Genomic DNA, 20,419 nt, shown 5'->3' with positions numbered 1-20,419 from the left:
ACGCGCCCCCCAGCCGAAGCCAGGGGGCGCGAGATCCGACGAGTCGGAGGGGTCGACTAGCGAGTCACCGTGAGGCGCTGCGTCAGCGAACCGTTCTCACCCTGCGCGCGGACGACGTACACGCCAGCGGCGAGCGAGGTCGTATCGAGCGTGAGCGTCTTCTGGTCGCCAGAGGCGAGCGGCCCGTCGTGGAGGACGGCGACCTCGCGGCCGAGCGCGTCGTAAACGGAGGCGCGCACGGACTCCGAAGCGCCAGCGGTGAGGACGAGGCGGGTCGCGCCAGAGGCCGGGTTCGGCATCGGGGCGGACAGCTTCATCGCGCCAGAGGCGACGGGCTCGTTGGAGACGACGTTGGACGGCGAGATGACGACCGTGAAGCGCTCTGCGCCAGCGGCCCACTCCTCGGTCGTGGTGGGTGCGCTGAACTCGTAACGATCAGCCGTTCCGAGGTCAACGCTCGTGCCCGCCTCGTTGTCGCGAAGGATGACGTTCCAACCGGTGGGGAGCAGTGACGCGTCCCACGTGATCGTAAACGTTCCACCCTCCGTCGTTACGAAGGACATCGGTACGCTGTGCGCCTCGGTGATCGACTTCGGCATCGAGTAGACCGCCTGCGCCCACGGATTGCCGTTGTTCACGCCGATCGGCGCGATGAACGCGTAGGTCTGGTTCATCGACGTCACGTTCGTGCCATCGAACCGGTCCCACTCGAATGTCGCGTTATCGGAGAACCGGAACAGCGTGGCCGTGTCGAGGACGCCCTTACCGCTCGTCGTCGTGCCCTCCATCGTGAAGGCGAGGCGGCCTTCTACAGTGTTCTTGGCAACCGTTCCTGCGGCGATACGTGGCCGCTGGAAACCAGAAGGCAGAGCAAAGTTGACATCGTCATCGCTGTTGGTCGCAAGCTCAACGAAGAACCCGTTCAAGCGTCCAGAAGCGTCACCGTTGTTATCGAACGGGTTTGCGGGGGTTGCCGTGCGCAGTTCGTACGACCCCGTGATCGTCACGCTGTTCGACTGCGATGTCCCAACAGTCGGGTTCCAGATGTACACGTTGTCCTGAATTACGCTTGCGTCTGCGTTGTTCGTAGGCGTGACTCCACCAAGGGCGTACGGGTATGCGTACGGGTTACCAATGAAGTAGAACCGCGAAAGCACCGTCGGGGAAGGGCTCGGCGTTGGGTTACCTGGTGGGATGTACTGCTGCACTGCACCAACCGTGAGGTCGTACTCTCCCCCATCAATGAATGGGTCTGGAGGAGACACATCGAACGCGAGGCTAAAGCTCGGATCCGCGAGGTCCCGGCTGAAGCTGGTCCCGTTTCCGCCGGCTGTGGTGGCGAGGTCATAGAAGTACCAGAAGAACCCGGCGCCTGGCAGCAACTCTTCGTCGGTGCTCGTAGGCGGCGCGAAGGAGTTCAAGAGATCCTGCGTGCTCTCACCACGAGCACTCGTAAGAATGTTCGCCCCTGCAGCAGGGTACTGAGCAGGGCTTGTAGCACCGGCAGGCACTCCCTGAACCAGGTTCACCGCCGCGATGTCGTTCACGACAAAGGGAGTCGCTCCGTTGAAGCCTGGCATGGCCAGCATGCGCCAGCCCTGATCATCGCTGTTCCCGAGGCTTCCCTCAACGCCTTCGACGGCAGCGGTCTCATCGACCGTTACACGTCTGGGCCCGTTAACACCTGGGCTTGGAGCGAACACGTAGAAGGTCTTTGAAATGCCGTTGCCCTCTCCGTCTCGAATGAGGCGCTGGAAAGACACATCGCCTGGGCTAACCTCACCGAAGCCCTCGTCGTACTGGACAGTCTCGCCGAGACCAGCGAGGAGCACCGTCGAACGCGACTGGTTGCCCTGCGAGTACACCGCAGCGTCTACGAGGTTCGTAGTCGTGACGGGCGTTCCGTTTGGGAAGTCCGCTGCATCCCCGGTGTACACAGCGATGGCATCGGGGCCGTTCTGGAGGCTTGCCGGGAAGTCTGCCTGCGTTACAACGACCAACCCGTTTGCGTCAGTCGTATAGGTATCGAGGTCAATGCGAGCGTAGGAAACGCCGCCGCTTCCGTTAAAGAAAACCAGCACGTAGCCGGTAAGGGCAGTGTTGGGGGCCCCTGGCGCGTAGAGCTCTACAAACTCGTCGTTGCCGTCACCGATCGTGCCACCGTCGGCACCGAAGGGGTCTGGATCGAACTCGCTGATGTAGAGCCCTCCTGCTACCTGAGCAGATGCGAGAGCAGGCACGAATGCCAAGAGGAACAGTAAAAGTCGCTTCATGTCGGTATTGAGTTCGGGTAGATCGAAACCGCGATGCACTTCTGAGAGCGCGTCGCGGGTCAGTCGGTTTAGTCGTTCTTTTGAGCGCGAAGCTTCTTCGCTGCGTATCCAGCACCTGCGAGCGCGAGAAGCCCAAGGCCTCCATCCAACGGGACGTTCGGCGGTGGGGGCGGCGGGGGAGGTGGCCCAGGACCAAAGTTGTCCTCCGACGCTTCGGAAGTGCTCTGGGACGACGAGGCCCAATCGGGGACGCTCTGGGACATGGCAGCGCTAGACACCAGGAGGGCTAGGGCTACGAGGAGAGTACGGAGGTGCATGTAATAGACGGGGTGTGCGAGAACCTTAAGTAGACAGCATACGCCTTAGATCACGCGTGTTTCCGTGTTTGGGCGTTATCAATCTGATATTCCGGCTTCTCCCTATCCCGGCACTGTCGCCCGACCGCGAGACTCTGACAGCCCCTTGCGAAGCAAAGCGGATGACAAACTAGTGGTTAGCCTCTGGCGCCAGAGGCAACACCGGCGGCGCGGCCGGTGCTCCACGCCCACATGAAGTTGTATCCCCCGATCGGTCCAAAGGCGTCGAGGATCTCGCCACACAGAAAAAGGCCTGACTGACGACGGCTCTCCAAGGTGACCGGATCGACTTCGGAGAGCGTGACGCCACCGCCGGTGACTTCGGCCTTTTTGTAGCCCTCGTCGCCCGTCCACGGGAGCGGGTACTCCGTGAGCACGCGGACCAGCCTCTTGCGTTCGTCGCGGCGGAGATCGGCACGCGCGCGGTCTCCAGGCACCTCGGCTTCCGTGAGGAGCGCTTCAGCCAGCCGGTTGGGCAGTCGGTCGCGCAGCGTGGTGAGCACGAGGCCAGCCCCCGGCTCGCGGAAGGCACGGTCCCACGCGTCAGCGTCCCAGTCGTCCCACTGCACGCGGACCTCCTGCGCGTCGCCTCTGGCGCGGGCGAGCGTCGTGAGGTGCGAGACGTCGAGTACCGACGGGCCGCTGTAGCCGCGGTGGGTAAAGAGGAAGCCGCCTCTGGCGCGGATGCCGTGCTTGCCGGCGGGCGCGTGAACGTGCACATCCAGGGAGACGCCCGCCAGAGGCGCATGGACGGCGGGATCGGTCAGGAGCGGCGTCAGCGCGGGGTAGGTCGGCTTCATCGCGTGACCGAGGGATTCGGCGAGGCGGAGGCCGAACCCATCCGAGCCGGTCTTGGGGACCGAGAGGCCACCGGTCGCGAGGACGACGCGCGTCGACACAAGTGGCTCGCCGTTCGCGATGTCGACGCGCCAGAGGCCCCCTCTCGCCTCTGGCGGCGTGAGCCCAGACACGCTGGATTCGAACGAGAACGTGGCCCCAGCGCGGAGGGCCGCCGCGAGAAGGCCATCACGCACGTCGGTCGCGCGGTTGGAGGCGGGAAACAGCTTGCCCGTCTCGGCTTCCATCGCGAGCGGAATGCCGAGGTCGTCCTCGAAAAAGGCGCGCTGTTCCGCCAGAGGCCAGCTCAGCAGCATCCGACGAAGGGTTCGCGCGGACGAAGCGGTGACGTAGCGGCTCGGGTCCACCTCGGACGGGAGCACGTTGCACCGCCCCCCCCCGCTCACGACGATCTTTTTGCCGCCCTTGCGCGAGCGCTCAACGACGTGGACGCTCGCGCCCTCGCGCGCCGCAAAGATGGCCGCCATGAACCCCGCGGCACCGGCACCGACGACGACGACATCGAACTGAGAAGGCATGGGAGCAGCGGGAGACCACGCAAGATCGCCCGGGCCTCTGGCACGCCTCACGACGAGATCGCGAATCCGGCGGCGCGGTGCGGATAGCTTGGCGCGAGTTCACTCCCCTTTTGCTCCGTGCTTCGTCTCGTCGCTTTCCTGTTTCTCGCCTCTGGCGCCGCCGCCCAGGTCCCCACGCCAGAGGCCTTTCTGGGCTACACGCTCGGCGAGCGGTTTACGCCGCACCACCGCGTGATCGACTACGTCGGCGCCGTCGCGGAAGCCTCACCGCGCGTGACGATGGAGACGTACGGCGAAAGCGTCGAGGGCCGCCCGCTGGTCACGTTGACCGTCGCGGCCGAAGGCGTGGACGTGGAGGCTGTCCGCGCCTCGCGCCTCTCGTCCGCCAGAGGCGCCGCCACGCCCCTTATGCCGGTCGTGTGGCTGAGCTACAACGTGCACGGCAACGAGAGCGTGAGCACCGAGGCCGCGATGGCAACGCTTTACCGCCTGGCCTCTGGCGACCCGGCCGAGACCGGGCTGGACCGTGTGGTGGTGATCATGGACCCGTGCCTGAACCCGGACGGCCGCGAGCGCTACGTGAGCGGCTTCCGCCAGAGGGTCGGCGCGCGCGTCAACGCCGCGCCAGAGGCCTGGGAGCACGACGAGTCCTGGCCAGGTGGGCGGTTCAACCACTACCTCTTCGACCTCAACCGCGACTGGGCGTGGGGCACGCAGCCGGAAACGCGGGCGCGCCTGGCGGTCTACCAGCGCTGGCTCCCGTCCGTCCACGTGGACTTCCACGAGCAGGGCGTGGACAGCCCGTACTACTTCGCGCCGGGCGCCGAGCCGTTCCACGCCGCGATCACGCCGTGGCAGCGCGAGCTACAGGACCTCATCGGCGACGGCAACGCACGCGCCTTCGACGCCGACGGACGGCTCTACTTCACGCGCGAAGTCTTCGACCTCCTCTACCCCGGCTACGGCGACACGTGGCCGACGTTCAACGGCGCCGTCGGGATGACCTACGAGCAGGGCGGTAGCGGGCGCGCCGGCCTCGCGATCGTCACCGCCGAGGGCGACACGCTCACGCTCGCGGACCGCATCGCGAACCACCGCGACACCGGCCTCACGACCGTCGCCACGACGGCCGCCAACGCCGAGCGCGTCTCGCGCGAGTTCGCCGACTACTTCGCCAGAGGCACCGACGCCTCTGGCGTCACGGCCTACGTCGTGCGCGGATCGGCCGACCGGATGCGGGCGCTCGTGGACCTCCTGATCCTGCAGAGCATCTCGTACCATACGGCGACGGAGCGGCAGACGGCTTCCGGGCTCGCCTACGCTGGCGGTCGCCAGAGGCCGGCACGCGAGACGTGGACCGTCGAGCCCGGCGACATGGTGATCCCGCTGGATCAGCCGCAGGGGGCGCTCGCGAAGGTCCTCTTCGAGCCCGAGCCCGCCCTCGCGGATTCCCTCACTTACGACGTGACGGCGTGGGCGCTACCGTACGTCTATGGCCTGGACGCGATGGAGACGAGCGGGTCCGTAGCGTCGCTGACGCCTGCGCCGAGCCCTTCGGCGCCGTTCGCAGGTGGACCCACGCCGTACGCCTACGTGCTCCCCTGGGACGGCCCGCGCGCGGCCGCGGCCGTCGCCGGCCTCTTGCGCGATGGCGTCAGCGTGCGCGTGGCGCCGGAGGCGTTCGAGGTGGACGGCGAGCGGTTCGCCAGAGGCGCCCGCATCGTCACGCGCGCCGGCAACGAGGGGATGGGGCGGCGCTTCGACGAGGCCGTCCAGCGGGCCGCCAGAGGCCAGCGCCTCGTCGCGCTCTCGACCGGCCGCGCGGCCTCTGGCGCCGATCTCGGCTCCAACCGCGTCGGGTTCGTCGGCGCGCCCGTCGTGGCGGCGCTGACGGAATCGCCCGTCTCGCCGACGGCGCTGGGTGAGGTCTGGAGCCTGTTCGACCAGACGTGGGCCTACCCGCTCACGCTTCTCGGCGCCGGCAGCTTTAGCACGGCCGACCTCGACGACGTGGACGTGCTCATCCTCCCCGACGGCGGCTACGGCTCCTGGCTATCGGAGGACCGCGCGAAGGATCTCCGCGACTGGGTGCGCGCCGGAGGCCGACTCATCGCGATGGAGGGCGCCGCGCAACGTCTCGCGGGCCGAGAGGGCTTCGGTCTGACCGCGCGCAAGGCTCCTGCCGCCGACACCTCTGCAGCGTCGCGCCTACGTCGCTACGAGGACAGCGCCCGCACGCGCGCCTCTGGCGACACGCCTGGCGCCGTCTACCGCGTGCAACTGGACGACTCCCACCCACTCGCGTACGGCTACCCGGACTGGATGTACGTGCTCAAGCGCGACGCCTCGCCGTACGATTTCCTCACGAGCGGCTGGAACGTCGGCGTTGTCCGATCGGGCATGCCAGCGGCCGGTTTCGCCGGGACCGTGGCGCAGGAGCGGTTGGAAGACTCCCTCGTCTTCGGCGTCGAAAACATGGGCCGCGGCGAAGTGGTCTACCTGCTCGACTCGCCCCTTTTCCGCGGCTTCTGGCGCGATGGCGAACTGCTGTTCGCCAACGCCGTCTTCGGCCTGGGCGCGGAGTAAATCGCGGGAGTGTCGGCGGGGAGGAGTTCGCCTCTCCCCTCTTCAACGCCAGAGGCCGCGCCGCCGGAGCCTCTGGCGCCAGAGGCTTCCGCGTCTTCTCCGCGACGGCAGGCATGGGTCCGCCCGCCTCTTGCGAAGCGTTCGCCCGGAAACACGAAAGGGGCGGCCTCTGGCGAGACCGCCCCTCACACGCTTACCTCCCTCAACCCCTCAGACTCAGTTCCGGGGCTCGCGCTGCGGCGCGCGGCACGGGCCGAAGTCGCGGTCTCCGGGCAGGTTCGCGGTTTCGCGCGTCATCCGCTCCGGGTCCTCGCTCGCCATGTAGACCAGCATCGCGGTCAGCGTGGCGTTCTGCTTGAGGTCGTCGAACACGATCTTGTCGTACGTGTCCAGGTTCGTGTGCCACGTGTACTGCCGGTACTCGTCGTACGGCGACTGCAGGCGGAGAACCGGCGCCTCGGCGCAGACGAACGAGGTATGGTCGCTGCCGCGGTTGTTCTGCTCACCCGGCACCTCGACCGTCACCTGAGCCTGAATGTCGGTCGGGACGGCGGCCATCCACTTGGGGAGGTGCTCGGCGGTGTCCAGGAAGCCCTGGCCCTCGATCCGCTCAAAGCGCCACGTCCCGTTGTCCTGGTTGAAGCCGACCTGGAGGCCCGCGACGACCTCCGGGTGGTCCTCGCGGAACGAGCCCGAGCCGATCAGGCCCATCTCCTCCGCGCCCCAGTGCCCGACGAGGATCGTCCGGCGCGGGTTGGGGTAGTGCTCCTTCAGGATGCGCATGGCCTCCAGCATCGTGATGGTGCCCGTGCCGTTGTCGGTCGCGCCCGTGGCGGCGTGCCAGGAGTCGAGGTGCGCGCTCATCAGCACGTACTCGTCGGGCAGTTCCGTCCCGCGCATCTCCGCGATGACGTTGAACTGCGGGACCACGCCAGAGGCCTCGGCCTCGGCGTTAACGCGGATGCTCGGCGTGTGGCCGGATGCCGCCAGGCGCGCCAGAAGCCCGTAGTCCTCGCAGGACACGTCCAGGGCCACGGCGCGCTGGTTCGTGGTGCTGAACACCTTGTTGGCGCCCCAACCGCCGGACCACCGCGAGTTCAGCGTGCCCGCGATGCCCGCGGCCTCCAAACGCTGCAGGCCATCCCGGCCGAGCGCCTGCAGGCGGCCCCGCCACTCCTGGCGCAGCTCGCCACGGAGCGCTTCCAGCCGCTCGATGGTTTCGGGGCGCGCGTTGGCCTCCAACTCCTGCATCGCGCGGCACATCGGCTCCGGCGCGTCCAACAGGATGAACTTGCCCGAGAGCGTCGCGAGCCATCCATCGACGGCCTCTGGCGTGAGGCCGGCGGGCGGCATCACCACCTCGCCTTCCACGGGCCCGTTGGTTGCGGGGCTCCAGGCCATGATCTCTGTGACGAGCGGCTGGACGCGCGGCGAGGTCATCTCGGCGTGGAGGGCGCCGGCCCGCCAGCTGTTCCACGTGCCGTACTCCTCTTTACGCGCCGTCACCCCCCACTCGCCGTACGTCTCCAGCAGCCACGCCTGAGACTGCTCCAGTCCGGGTGAGCCCGCCAGGCGCGGCCCGATCACGTCCACGAGCATGTGCGCCAGAGGCTCGGTCTGGGAGTTCTCCATCCCCTCGGCGTAGATCGCGCGGATCACGGGGTCGTCGGTCGGGAAGTGCTGGGCCAGCGCCGCGGGCGCGAGGAGCACGAAGGCGAGGAGGAAAGCGGAAATGCGCATGGGAGAGCGGGGTGCGTGCGGGAACGGGACGTGCCCGAAAATAGCCAGCCGCGGGGAGCGCGCGGCGGGCCTCTGGCGACCGAGAGGACGGGCACGAGATGCACCGCCCAAACCCGTCACTCAGGACTCACGACCTCTCCACGCCAGAGGCCTCTGGCGCTAGCGCCGGACCGCCAGAAGCCGGAGCCCGTTGAGCGAGACGAGGACGGTGCTGCCCTCGTGCCCCACCACCGCGATGGGCAGCGCGAGGCCGACGGTCAGGATCAGCATCACCATGACGGCGATGGCCGCGAGCGAAACACCGAGGTTCACCGCAAGCGTCCGCCGCGCGCGACGGCTGAGGCGGAGCGCGAAGGGCAGCGCGAGGAGGTCGTCGCCCATGAGCACGAGGTCGGCCGTTTCGAGCGCGGCGTCGGTGCCGGCGGCGCCCATCGCGACGCCGAGCGTGGCCGCGGCGAGCGCCGGCGCGTCGTTGACGCCGTCGCCCACCATGGCCACCGGGCCGACCGACGCCTGGAGGCTCCGCACCAGGTCCACCTTCGTCTCCGGCAGCGCCTCCGCCACCACGGCGTCCACGCCGACCGCTCGCCCGACCGCCTCCGCGACGGCGCGATTGTCCCCTGTCAGCAGCACGATGCGCTCCACGCCAGCCTCGCGAAGCTGACGGATGGCCTCTGGCGCGCCGGTCCGCACCGCGTCCGCGAACGCGGTCACGCCGATGGCGCGCCATCCCACGACCCCTTCCGTCTCGGATTCGTCAGGGGCCTCTGGCGCCAGAGGCCGCCCGCTCTCGGCCACGGCGACGACAACGGCGGTTTTGCCTTCCGCCTCCAGGCGCGAGACGGTGCGCTGCGCGTCGGACCATCGTGCGACGCGGCGCTCGGCATAGAACCGCGCGTTGCCGACGGCGACCTCGCGCCCGTCCACAACCGCCGAGACTCCGCGGCCGACGCTTGCCTGGAAGCCGCTGGCGAGGGGAACGTCGAGCCGGTGCTCGCGCGCGGCCGTCACGGTCGCCGCCCCCAGGTGATGCTCGCTCGATGCCTGGACGGACGCGGCCAATGCCAGCACCTCGTCGGCGCGTTCGCCCTCGCACGCGACCACGTCCGTCAGCCGGTGCTGGCCCGTTGTGAGCGTGCCCGTCTTGTCGAACACGACGGCGCGGACGGTCCCAGCGGCCTCGACATACGCGCCACCTTTGAACAGCACGCCGCGCCGTGCCGCGGCAGCGATCGCGCTGAGAACGGCCGCTGGCGTCGAGATGATGAGCGCGCACGGGCTCGCGGCGACCATGAGCGTCATCGCGCGGTAAAACGCCGGGCGGAACGCCTCGCCCCACGCCAGAGGCGGAAGCGCGATGGCGATAAGCGTGAGCGCGATCACGCCCAGCGCGTACGGTTGCTCGAACCGGTCGAGGAGCCGCTGCGTTTCGGCTTTTTCGCCTTGCGCCTGCTCCACGAGCTGGATCACGCGCGCGATGGCGGAGGCGCCAGCGGCCGTCGTTACGCGCACGTCCAGCGCACCGCCGCCGTTGACCGTCCCCGCGAACACGGCGTCGCCGGGGTTCTTCTCGACGGGCACGCTCTCCCCCGTCAGCGAGGCTTGGTCCAGCAGGCTCCGGCCCGTCAAAACCTCCCCGTCCAGCGGGACGCGGTCCCCGGGCTTCAGCCGGATCGTCTCGCCGATCTCGACCTCCCCGACGGGAAGCTCGACGAGTGCGCCATCGCGACGTACAAGCGCCACGTCGGGCCGGAGGTCCATCAGCGCTCCGATGGCCCGGCGACTACGGCCCAGCGCGATGTCCTGGAGCAGGTTCGAGAGCGAGAACAGGAACAGCAACATTGCGCCCTCGAACGGCGCCCCGATGGCCAGCGCGCCCACGGCCGCGAGGATCATCAGCAGGTCGATGTCCGCCCGCCTCTGGCGCAGCGCGCCCAGCCCGGCGCGGAGCCCGTCCCAGCCGCCGAACGCGTACGAAACGGCGTATGCGCCCCACGCCAGAGGCCCCATCCCCATTCGCTCGGCGGCGAACCCCACCACTAAGCCCGTCAGCGCGAGCGCCACGAACACGGCCTCGCGCCGCCACCCCACCGCCAGAGGCCCGGTCGGTGCGGCCTCTGGCGGTGGAGTAGACACGGAGCGCGATGGTGTCATTCGATCCTGGCGGCAGAGCCCTCCCCCTGGTGCCTGGCGACAAAGACGGGGCACGGGGCGTGCCGGATCACGGTCTCCGAGACGCTACCGAGAAGCGCCCGGCGCACCCCCTCGCGGCCGTGGCTGCCCACCACGATGAGGTCGGCCCCGATCTCTTCAGCCGTCTCCGCGATCACCGCTGCCGGGTCTCCTTCGCACACCCGGGACACGACCGCCGGCACTCCCTCACTGCCGAGTTGACCTTCTAGCCGTCCGAGCCCGAGATGCGCCCGGCGCGACGCCTCAGACGCCTGCGGATGGAGAAGGCTGGGAGCGACGACACGAAGAAGGTGCAGCCTCGCGTGATAGGCGCGGGCGAGCCGAGCCGCCCACGCGGCTTCTGGCGGGATGGGATCGGCGGTATCCAGCGCCACCAGGATCTCCCGAAACGCCGACGCCCCGCCGTTGGCGTCCGGCCGGACCGTGAGGACGGGGCAGCGAGCGTGCCGCACAACAGCCTCGGCGATGCTCCCGAGGCGGGCGCGCGCCACGCCGCTTCGCCCATGCGTGCCCATCACGATCAGGTCGGCCGGGAGGTCGGCGGCGTAGCGCAGGATCGCCGCCGCAACGTCGGAGGCCTCTCGCTCCTCATGCACGAGGTCGATCGGGCGGAGCGGCTCGGCCTCTGGCGCCAGAGGCAGCCCGAGGTCGGCGGCCACGTCCTCAGCCGTGACCACGAGGTCGTCCACCCAGTCCAAGGGCGGGAATCCGGGAGTCTCGCGGACGTGGAAGTCGTACAGCGTGGCCCCGAAGCGATCCGCGAGCCACGCCGCGTGCGTGAAGGCTCCCTCGGCACACGCCGAGAGGTCGGTCGGGAACAGGATGCGGCGGATGGAGGGATCGGTCATGGTGAGGCGGGGCTGGTCAGGACGTCGCTCACGCCGCGGCGTTGGGAGCCCCCCAGGTCGGCGGCGAAGCCGACGCGGAAAAGGACGTGGGGCCGCTCCCCGCCTGCGAACACCGCGAGCCGGCCGCGGAGAGGCGGCACCTCGACGGGCTGGTTCAGGTAGGACGCTGAGACCTCATGCAGCGCGGCCGAGAGGAGGACGTGCTGGAGCGCTTCGCCGGCCCGGATCCACGCCAGAGGCGAGTCGTCGGGCGTAGAGAGGAGGAGCAGGGCGGGCGCCGTGGCCGCGAGCGTTTCCGCCTGCCGGGCAAAGCGGCTGGGATCGGAGCGTAGGTACGAGACGCGGTCCAGGCCCGCCTGCACGCGGTCCGGGACGCCGTCCACGCGGGGGTCCTGGTTGCCGCGGAGCCAAGCGTGGAGTTCGTCGGCCATCGCGCGGTCGGCGCCCTGAAGCCGGACGGCCTCGCCCACGAGCGCCCCGATCTCGGTTTTGTCCTCGCGCTTCTCTACAACCGTGAGGCGCGCGCCTTCCGCCTCGGCCGCGTTCTGGAGAAAGCGCAGAAGCCCCGAGGGAAGCGGCGTGTCGGCGAACCGGCGCCGGTTGGTGTGCCGGTGCTTGACGGCCCGGAACAGCGCCTCTTCGTGGTCCGTGGCGCGCGCCGCGCCGGCCAGGCGGACGCGCGCCAGGAGGTCCGGCCGGTCCGGGTCCGGCATGCGCTCCACGACCGTCGCAAACCCGAAGTGCCGCGCGGCAAGCCGCAGGGTGAACAGTGCCGCCCCGCACGAGAGGATGAGCTCTCGCCCCTCGGGATCGACGTGCGTGAGCTGCCGCGTGCGGTCGGCAAAGAGCAACACCGCCTCTTTCTCGATGGCGAACCGCCACGGCTGGGTGTTCATCACGCTCGGCGCGAGGACGGCCCAGTTCAGGAGCGCTTCGAGTTGCTCCGCCAGAGGCGCCCCGGTGGGGAAGTCGGCGTCGGTCGCGGCGCGGGGGGACGTACGGGTCATGGCAGAGATCGCGTGGAAGTGAGGCCATCCTACGGGGCCAGAGTCCGGCCTCTGGCGCGGCTCCCGCCAGAGGCGGCGTGCTCCAGACGGGGCTCGTCGTGTGGGGGAATCCCGCACACGGCGCGCGAGATGCCCGGCTGGCCCCGGCATGGCTCCGCGTCTGCCCCCGCTTCCGGCCGCAGCTGCCGCACCCCACTTTGTGCGCACGCTCCGCCCTCCCTCTGATGCGCCGTCTCCTCGTCCCGACCGACTTTTCCGACTTCGCGCAAGAGGCCCTCCGCATGGCTCTCACCCTGAGGCGGAAGACGGGCGCCGAGGTGTACCTGCTGCACGTGGCCAGCCCGACGCCTCTGGCGCCAGGGGACCTGGGAGGCGTCACAGGGCCATTCGGCGGGGGCACGCACGCCAGCGGCCCTCACGAGGACGGCCTCCGCGCCGCACTGCGCCAGCAGGTGGAGATCGCAGGCGAGGCGGCCTCTGGCGTGTCGCGCGCGATCCGGTACTCGTACGCCGTCGCGCCAGCGGTGCTGACGTACGCCGAGGAGATCGACGCCAATGTGATTGTGACGGGCACGCATGGTCGGCGCGGCCTCCGGCGCTTCATGCTGGGCAGCGTGGCGGAAGAGCTGGCGCAGACGGCCCCGTGCGACGTGCTCGTGGCGCCGACGCGGACGATCCCCTTCTCGGCGCACCCCGCGCGGCGCATCCTCGTGCCGGTGGACCTGCAGGAGGGCACGGCGTCGCTTCTGGCGTTCGCGCGGCACCTCGCGCGTGAGGTGGGGGCCAAGCAGGTGGACCTACTTCACGTGCTGGAGCCCCTCCCCTATCCCATCGGCTGGCTGGACGATGCCGTCCTGGACATCGTCCCGACCGTCCGCGAGCGCGCCACAGAGGCTCTCCGCGCGGCGGCCGAGAGCGCCGGATTCCAAGATCCCGGGGTGTACGTGGAGCGCGGCTCCCCGGCATCCGTCATCGGCCGCGTGGCCGACGTGCTGGACTCCGAGCTGATCCTCGTCGCGCCGCGTCAGCAAGGGCGCGTGGCGAAAGCCCTCCTGGGCTCGGTCGCCGGCGGCGTGGTGCGCGCGGCCGCACGGCCCGTGCTCGTCGCGCGAAGCCTGCTGGCGCCAGAGGCCTCTGGCGACCCCTCGGAATACACGTCCGCTACCGCCTAGCCGCCATGTCACGCTCTTCCCTTCGCTTCGCGCTTGCTCTCGCCATCGGCATGTTGTTGGCGTGGCAGGCCCCGCGCGCCCAAGAACTCCCCGTCCCCGTGGTCGGCCACGCCGATGACGTGGCCCGGCTCGCGGGCGTCTGGGAGGGCGGCTACACCAGCGACGAGACCGGCCGTCACGGCACGCTCCGCTTCGAACTCACCGCGGGCGACGCGCACGCCGTTACGCGCCTCGTGATGGTCCCCGTCGCGACGCCAGAGGACCCCGCGCCCGAACCCGTCGTGCTCACGCTGCACCTTGTGGAGGTGGACTCGGTCACGGTTCGAGGGGTGCTCCGGCCCTACGACGACCCCGAGTGGGACCTCCCGCTCGAAACCCACTTTGTCGGCACGCTCGGCGGCGACGGCATCACCGGCGCCTTCGACTCCCTCCCGACGAGCGTCGACACGATTCCCACGAGCGGGCGCTGGTGGGCCACTCGCCAGAGGCCTCTGGCGCCCGAACTCTAACCCCATGCGTGACCTCCAAACCCTCGTCGTTGCGACCGACCTCTCGCCGGCCTCCGCCCCCGCGCTCAGGCTCGCCGCAGACCTCGCCCGGCGCACCGGCGCCGACCTCCACATTCTGTACGCCCAGATCGTGTTCCGGATGGATCTGGGGCTGAAAGACGGCCCGCACACCCTGCAACGCGTCCGCGTGGAGACGTTCGTGGCGCAGTCGCTCGGCCTCTCGCGCGACGCGCTGGACGCGATGGGCCCGACCGTTGCCGTCGCCAGCGGCACGTCGGCGCAGAGCGTGATCCTGGACTACGCCGAGGCCTCTGGCGCCGACCTGCTGGTGGTGGGCACGCACGGGCGGACGGGCGTCGGGCGGCTGCTGCTCGGGAGCGTGGCCGAGGCGTGCGTGGTGCGCGCGCCGTGCGCCGTCCTCACCGTCCCCTCTGGCGCGATGGGCGTGGCGCCGGGCCCCGAGGCGCCGATCATCGTGCCCATCGAGTTCTCCTCGACGAGCGAGCGGCCTCTGGCGGTCGCCCGCGCGCTGAGCGCGGAGACGGGCGCGCCGATTGAGCTCGTCCACGTCGTGCGGACCGCCGGCCCTTACCCCGACCTCGTGCCCGACTACTTCTCGGTCGTCGACTACGACCCCGAGGAGGACGCCCGCGTGCGCCAGAGGCTGGAGCAGTTCGGCGGCGAGGCGCACCCGCGTGCCGTTCACGCGCTCATGGGCGACCCCTCACGCGTGATCCCCCACTTCGCCGACTCCATCGGCGCGGGCATGGTGGTCATGGGCACGCACGGGCGGCGAGGGCTGGGCCGGGCCGTGCTCGGCAGCGTCGCTCAGGCCACGCTGCGGCGCGCCACCTGCCCCGTGCTCACCATCAAGGCCGCAGATCTCGCACCCACCACGATCTGCCCCGTAGGCACCCTCCCTTCCCTCCTGTCATGATCGAGATCCAGACCCTCCTCGTCGCCACGGACCGTTCCGACATCGCCACCAAAGCGCTCACGCTGGGCGAAAACCTAGCCTCGCGCCACGGCGGCACCCTCCACGAGTTCCACGTCGAGCTCGTCCCCCCGGCGGGACGGTTCCAGCGCTCTCCCGATGTGGTCCGCGAGATGACGGACGAAAACCGGATCGCGATCACGCGGCAGGCCGTCTCGGCCGGCGAAGCCATCGTGGCGTATGCCGCCGAAATATCGGCCGACCTCATCGTGATGGGCACGCACGGCCGGGGCGGCTGGGACCGGATGGTCCTGGGCAGCACCGCTGAATACGTGCTCCGGCGGGCGCCCTGTCCCGTCCTGACCGTCGGGCCACAGGCCGATTCCTTCGCGCGCGGCCCGGTGATCGCAGCGGTCGCCTTCGGCGATGACGAGGCGAACGTGATCGAGACGGCCGCCGGGTTCGCACACGCGCTGGGCACGCGGCTGGTCGCATTCCATGCCGTCGAGCCTGTGATCCTGCCCGCGCCCTACGCGATGGAGATCGGCGACCTGGGGCTGGACCGCCTGGTGGGCGACGCCCGCGAGGCGATGGCGGAGCGGATGCGCGAGCGCGTGACGCTCCCCATCGCGAGCGAGGCGCTCGTGCGCGCGGGCTCGCCCGAGCACGACGTGCTGGTGCTCGCGGACGAGATCGGCGCGAGCCTCATCGTGCAGGGGACGCACGGCCGCAGCGGACTGGGCCGGACCTTCTTCGGCAGCGTCGCCGAAGCCATCGTGCGGCGCTCACCCGTCTCCGTGCTCACGCTCCCGCTCGGCGCGCGGCCTCTGGCGATCACCGACCGCGACGCGCTCACCCGCTCGGCGCCTCTGGCGCGCGAGAGCTGGGGCACGACGCTCGAAAGCCTCTCGGAGCGCGCCGAAGCGGCGCCCTGGGCCGTCACCGTCGGCGTGGTGGGCCAGGACGCCAGAGGCACGCTGCTGAACGGCGTGCGCCTGCATGGGCTGGCCTACGACCCCAACGACGACGCCATCGACGTGCTGGCGGACGGGATGGACCACCGCATCGTGCGGCCTCTGGCGGTGCGCCTCTCGGGCGGCGGCGGGGAGGAGCCGTTCACGCTGGAGGTGATCCGGCGCGACGGCGCGCGCGAGCGGATCGAGGCCGAGCCGCTCGCGATCCCGGCGTGAGCGTCTGTCCTAGCTTGGCCGCATGAGTTTAGACGCCCTCCGCCCGGACCTCGCCGTCCCCCTCGCCGAGCTCGCCACGGCTGCGCTCGCAGACGCGGCCTTTGGCAACGCCGACGTGCTGGCCCGTTCCACCGTCGAGGCCGTCGCCGAAGCGCTCGGCGCGGGCGCCGCCGTCTTCTCTGGCGGCAACCTGGACGCCGGGACGCGCGCGCTCCACCTCGTCGTCGCCTCTGGCATTGAGCCGCCAGAGGCCGCGATCGCGTTCGAGGGGCCGTACGCTGAGGCGCTGGCGCACGACGCGCCCGTCGAGTCCGAGCACCTGCCGGGGCTCGGCGGCCCGGCGACGCTGCTGCGCATCGGCTCCAAGCACGAGCCTCTGGCGCTCCTGGCCGTCCTCGGGCGGCGGCTGGACGACGACGAGAAAGCGTTCGTCCGCGCGGCGGCGTCCGTGCTGCACTCGCGCCTCGCGCTGGACCGCCAGAGGCACGACCTCGCCGAAAGCCAGGACCGCGCCCGTGCCGTCGTCGAGACCTCGGTGGACGGCGTCATCACCATCGACGAGCGCGGCCGGATCGAGACGTTCAACCCCGGCGCGGAGCGGATTTTCGGCTACGACGAGGCCGACGTTCGCGGCCAGAACATCCACGTGCTCATGCCCGAGCCGTACCACTCCGAGCACGACGGCTACATCGGCGCGTACCTGGAGACGGGCGTGCGGCGCATCATCGGCATCGGCCGCGAGGTGACCGGACGGCGGGCCTCTGGCGCGACGTTCCCGATGGACCTCGCCGTCAGCGAGGTACGCCTCGCGAGCGGCGCGCGGATGTTCGTCGGCCTCGTGCGCGACATCTCGGAGCGGCGCGCGCTGGAGCAAGAGGTGCTCCGCATCGCCGAGGACGAGCGCCGCCGCATCGGCCAGGACCTACACGACGGGCTGGGCCAAACGCTGACCGGCATCGGGCTTTTCGCCAGAGGCCTCGTGCGCCAGCTCGATCGCGAGGACTCCGGCTCGGCCGAGGCGGCCCGCCACGTGGTCGCGGTCGTGGACGAGGCCGACGCCCACGCCCGCCTTATCGCGCGCTCGCTGGTGCCGGTAGAGCTGGAGGAGAACGGCCTGGCCGCGGCGCTGGAGCGCATGGCCGAGCGCGCCCGCCAGCTGTACGGCGCCGAGGTCCGCGCGGAGTCCGAAGGCTCGGGCGTGGACGGCGCGGCCGCGCTCTCCGGCGTCGCCGCCACCCACCTGTTCCGCATCGCGCAAGAGGCCGTCTCCAACGCCGCCCAGCACGGGCGCGCGCAGTCCATCCGCGTGCGCCTCATCCGCGGAGCGGACCAGCTCCGCCTCCGCGTCGAGGACGACGGCGTCGGCTTTAAGGAGTCGCTGCGCCCAGGTGGCGTGCTCGAAACCGAGGATGGGCTCTCGCCAGAGGCGCCCCCCACGCGGGCCTCTAGCGACGCGGCCTCTGGCGTCACGCGCAGCGTCTCGGCCCCCGCGCGCCCGGCCGACCACCGCGGCATGGGCCTCCGCATCATGCACTACCGCGCGCACCTCGCCGGGGGCACGCTGGAGATCCGTCCGGGCGCCGAGCGCGGGACGGTCGTGACCTGTACCGTTCCCCTTTCCCTTGCCTGACATGACCCGCATCCTCCTCGTCGACGACCACCCGCTCCTGCGCCAGGGTCTCGCGATGACGCTCGGCGCCGAGCCCGACCTCGAGATCGCCGCTCAGGCTTCGGACGCCGAAGAGGCGCTCGACCTCTACGACAGCGCCGCGCCCGACTTCGCGATCGTGGACATCTCGCTACCGGGCATGAACGGCCTGGAGCTTCTCAAGCACCTCCTCGCGCGCGACCCCGACCTCCCCGTTCTCGTCGTCTCCCGCCACGACGAGGAGCTCTACGCCGAGCGCGCCGTCCGCGCAGGCGCCAGAGGCTACGTCTCCAAGCTCCGCGCGGGCGACGAGATCGTGGGCGCGGTCCGGCGCGTGCTCCGCGGCGGCATCCACCTTTCGGAAGAGCTCAAGGACAAGTTGCTCTTCGGCGCCGCGATGGGCCGCAAGGACGCGACGCAGTCGCCGCTGGAAGTGCTGAGCGACCGCGAGCTGGAGGTCTTCGAAATGACCGGGCGCGGGATTCCATCGCGCGAGATCTCCGAGCGGCTGCACCTCAGCGTCAAAACCGTCGAGAGCTACCGGGCGCGGATCAAAACAAAGCTGGGTCTCGCGAACGGGACCGAGCTCATGAAGCACGCCGTGGCCTGGGTGGAGGGCGAGGGCGCCGGGCGTAGCCCAGAGGCGTAGGCCTCTGGCGCCAGAGGCGTGGCGAGACGGCGCTCGGCACGGCGTCCACACGAGAAACGGGTACGCGCCAGAGGCACCAACGGTGGGGACGCCCGTAGAGGGTTGTTTTCGCTCCCTCTCCGCCTCCCTCTCACGTCATGCCGTCTGTCGCCGCCGGGATGCTCCTCGTCGGGGCGCTGGTCGCCCTCGGCGTCGCGTCGAGCCGGATTTCTGCGCGTCTCGGCTTGCCCGTTCTCGTTCTGTTTATGGGCGTGGGAATGGCGGCCGGCTCCGAGGGACTCGGTGGCGTGGCGTTCGAGGACTACGCGCTCGCGAACGGGTTGGGTACGGTGGCACTCGCGCTCATCCTGTTCAACGGCGGGCTGCAAACGAGCCTCGCCTCGGTCCGCACGGCGTGGCGGCCCGCGCTCTCGCTCTCGACCGTCGGCGTGGCGCTCACGGCGGGCTTGACCGGCCTGGCGGCGGCCTGGGTGCTCAACCTCCCGCTCCTGCACGGCATGCTCTTGGGCGGCATTGTCGGCTCGACGGACGCCGCGGCGGTGTTCTCCGTCCTCCGCGCCAGCGGCCTCAAGCTTCCCGATCGGCTCGGAGCCACGCTCGAGGTCGAGAGCGGCTCGAACGACCCGATGGCCCTGTTCCTCACAGTCGGGCTGACGGGGTTGGCTGCGGGGACAGCCGGATCGGTGGGGTCGCTCGTTCTTCTGCTTGTGCTGCAGTTCGGCGTCGGGGCCGCCGTCGGGCTCGGCGTGGGGCGGGTGGCGTCGTGGGCCGTCGAGCGCGCCGGGCTGGACGCGCCGGGGCTCTACCCCGTGCTTGCGGCCTCCTTCGGGCTTATCGCCTTTGGAGGCGCGGCCGTCCTAGGCGGCAGCGGCTTTCTCGCCGTCTACCTCGCGGGGATCGTGCTCGGCAACGGCCGCCTCGTGTTCCGGCGCGGAACCCTTCTCGTCCTCGACGCGGCGGCGTGGCTGTCCCAGATCGCGCTGTTCGTGCTGCTGGGCCTGCTCAGCTTCCCGAGCCGCCTTATCGACGTGGCGCCAGAGGGGCTCGCGATCGCCCTCGTGCTCGTCTTTGTCGCCCGGCCTCTGGCGGTCGCCGCGTCCGTTCTCCCGTTCGGGTTTGACGCGCGCGAGGTTGCGTTCCTCTCGTGGGGCGGCCTCAAAGGCGCCGTTCCCATTACCCTCGCCACGTTCCCACTCTTGGCTGGCGTGGAGGGCGCCGAGCTGCTGTTCAACGTCGTGTTCTTTGTCGTGCTGGTATCGGCGCTGGCCCAAGGGTGGTCGCTCTCCGCCGTAGCGCGGCGGCTGGGAATCGGCCGCCCGGCCGACCCTTCGCCGCCGGTCAGCGTCGAGATCCACGCGCTGCGGCACCTCAACGGAGACGTGGTCGATTACACCGTGCCCCCCTCGGCTCGCGTGGCCGGTCAGGCGCTCCGCGACCTCGCGCTGCCCGACGGGGCCGCCGTTATGCTCGTCGTGCGCGGCGAGGCCGTCATCGTCCCGCGAGGCCCGACGACGCTGCGCCCCGGCGATCACGTGTTCGTCGCCGTGCGGTCCGATCTTCAGCCGCTCGTGGACCGCCTGTTCGATCCGGCCGCGGAGACGCCGCCTCTGGCGCCCGGCCTCGCCATCGAGTTCGCCCGCTCCGCCACGCTTGGTCAGCTCCACCGCTTTTTTGGCCTACCCGCGCCGACGTGGTCGGAGCGGACGCTGGGCGAGGCGCTCGGCGGCGACGAGCCCCGCGTCGGGCCGTTCCGCCTCAGCCCCGGCACCGAGCCGGACCTTGTCCGGCTGCTGGTCGAGCCCCCAGCGCCTCCTCCCGACGCGGCGGTAGAGAGCACCGACGCGGCGACGGGGGACTCAGGCGCCCTACCCTCCGACGAAACGCCTCTGGCGCCGAAGGTGGATTCTGAACCTCCGGCGTAGGCATCACCGAAGTCCC

The 20,419-nt window shown here is 70.3% G+C and carries 15 protein-coding genes; 8 read left to right on the top strand and 7 right to left on the bottom strand.

Annotated elements, in window-relative coordinates; all coding sequences use genetic code 11:
* Nucleotides 1–56 precede the first annotated feature (56 nt).
* The 3 genes from BSZ36_RS05345 to BSZ36_RS05340 all read right to left on the bottom strand — a co-directional run bounded on the left by BSZ36_RS05345 (nucleotide 57) and on the right by BSZ36_RS05340 (nucleotide 4,005).
* Entirely contained in the window at nucleotides 57–2,273 is a 2,217-nt protein-coding gene (locus tag BSZ36_RS05345) for a T9SS type A sorting domain-containing protein (RefSeq protein WP_094546735.1), read from the bottom strand.
* Nucleotides 2,274–2,341: 68 nt separating this feature from the next.
* On the bottom strand, nucleotides 2,342–2,536 hold the full coding sequence (locus tag BSZ36_RS20135; protein ID WP_425442634.1) for a PID-CTERM protein-sorting domain-containing protein: 195 nt from the start codon (nucleotides 2,534–2,536) through the stop codon (nucleotides 2,342–2,344).
* A 230-nt stretch (nucleotides 2,537–2,766) separates the two neighbouring features.
* Nucleotides 2,767–4,005, bottom strand: a complete 1,239-nt coding sequence (locus BSZ36_RS05340) for a BaiN/RdsA family NAD(P)/FAD-dependent oxidoreductase (RefSeq protein ID WP_094546733.1) — start codon at nucleotides 4,003–4,005, stop codon at nucleotides 2,767–2,769.
* Between the two features lie 117 nt (nucleotides 4,006–4,122).
* Here BSZ36_RS05340 and BSZ36_RS05335 point away from each other — a divergent pair, with 117 nt between their 5' ends.
* The gene (locus tag BSZ36_RS05335; RefSeq protein WP_094546731.1) at nucleotides 4,123–6,591 is read left to right on the top strand and encodes a M14 metallopeptidase family protein; all 2,469 of its coding nucleotides are present in this window, start codon (nucleotides 4,123–4,125) and stop codon (nucleotides 6,589–6,591) included.
* Nucleotides 6,592–6,807: 216 nt separating this feature from the next.
* On the opposite strand, the gene BSZ36_RS05330 is transcribed toward BSZ36_RS05335, so the two are convergent.
* From BSZ36_RS05330 to BSZ36_RS05315, 4 genes are all read right to left on the bottom strand, one after another.
* Entirely contained in the window at nucleotides 6,808–8,331 is a 1,524-nt protein-coding gene (locus BSZ36_RS05330) for a M20/M25/M40 family metallo-hydrolase (protein WP_094546729.1), read from the bottom strand.
* Between the two features lie 159 nt (nucleotides 8,332–8,490).
* Complete coding sequence (locus BSZ36_RS05325) at nucleotides 8,491–10,485, bottom strand: heavy metal translocating P-type ATPase (RefSeq protein WP_094546727.1); 1,995 nt, start codon at nucleotides 10,483–10,485, stop codon at nucleotides 8,491–8,493.
* The gene (locus BSZ36_RS05320; protein ID WP_094546725.1) at nucleotides 10,482–11,372 is read right to left on the bottom strand and encodes a universal stress protein; all 891 of its coding nucleotides are present in this window, start codon (nucleotides 11,370–11,372) and stop codon (nucleotides 10,482–10,484) included. Before BSZ36_RS05320 ends, BSZ36_RS05325 begins: the two co-directional genes overlap by 4 nt.
* Nucleotides 11,369–12,379, bottom strand: coding sequence for an Acg family FMN-binding oxidoreductase (locus BSZ36_RS05315; protein ID WP_094546723.1), 1,011 nt, complete (start codon nucleotides 12,377–12,379; stop codon nucleotides 11,369–11,371). The genes BSZ36_RS05320 and BSZ36_RS05315 overlap by 4 nt, the downstream gene beginning before the upstream one ends.
* Before the next feature lie 224 nt (nucleotides 12,380–12,603).
* Here BSZ36_RS05315 and BSZ36_RS05310 point away from each other — a divergent pair, with 224 nt between their 5' ends.
* The 7 genes from BSZ36_RS05310 to BSZ36_RS05280 all read left to right on the top strand — a co-directional run bounded on the left by BSZ36_RS05310 (nucleotide 12,604) and on the right by BSZ36_RS05280 (nucleotide 20,403).
* Nucleotides 12,604–13,551 carry a universal stress protein gene (locus BSZ36_RS05310; protein ID WP_094546721.1) on the top strand — a complete coding sequence of 316 codons (948 nt, stop codon included), beginning with the start codon at nucleotides 12,604–12,606 and terminating at the stop codon, nucleotides 13,549–13,551.
* 5 nt (nucleotides 13,552–13,556) lie between these two features.
* Entirely contained in the window at nucleotides 13,557–14,060 is a 504-nt protein-coding gene (locus tag BSZ36_RS05305) for a hypothetical protein (RefSeq protein WP_143536775.1), read from the top strand.
* Between the two features lie 4 nt (nucleotides 14,061–14,064).
* Nucleotides 14,065–14,997 carry a universal stress protein gene (locus BSZ36_RS05300; RefSeq protein ID WP_094546718.1) on the top strand — a complete coding sequence of 311 codons (933 nt, stop codon included), beginning with the start codon at nucleotides 14,065–14,067 and terminating at the stop codon, nucleotides 14,995–14,997.
* A complete protein-coding gene (locus BSZ36_RS05295) occupies nucleotides 14,994–16,184 on the top strand; it encodes a universal stress protein (protein WP_094546716.1) in 1,191 nt (396 codons plus the stop codon). Before BSZ36_RS05300 ends, BSZ36_RS05295 begins: the two co-directional genes overlap by 4 nt.
* Before the next feature lie 22 nt (nucleotides 16,185–16,206).
* Nucleotides 16,207–17,814 (top strand): sensor histidine kinase, encoded by a 1,608-nt coding sequence (locus BSZ36_RS05290; RefSeq protein ID WP_094546714.1) that lies wholly within the window; start codon nucleotides 16,207–16,209, stop codon nucleotides 17,812–17,814.
* A gap of 1 nt (nucleotide 17,815) precedes the next feature.
* On the top strand, nucleotides 17,816–18,481 hold the full coding sequence (locus BSZ36_RS05285; protein WP_094546712.1) for a response regulator transcription factor: 666 nt from the start codon (nucleotides 17,816–17,818) through the stop codon (nucleotides 18,479–18,481).
* 137 nt (nucleotides 18,482–18,618) lie between these two features.
* On the top strand, nucleotides 18,619–20,403 hold the full coding sequence (locus BSZ36_RS05280; protein WP_094546710.1) for a potassium/proton antiporter: 1,785 nt from the start codon (nucleotides 18,619–18,621) through the stop codon (nucleotides 20,401–20,403).
* The last annotated feature ends 16 nt before the right edge of the window (nucleotides 20,404–20,419 follow it).

Source organism: Rubricoccus marinus (assembly GCF_002257665.1).
In the GTDB taxonomy this organism is placed as follows: domain Bacteria; phylum Bacteroidota; class Rhodothermia; order Rhodothermales; family Rubricoccaceae; genus Rubricoccus; species Rubricoccus marinus.
Note: the sequence above shows the minus strand (reverse complement) of the source record. Positions and strands in the feature narration are given on the sequence as shown.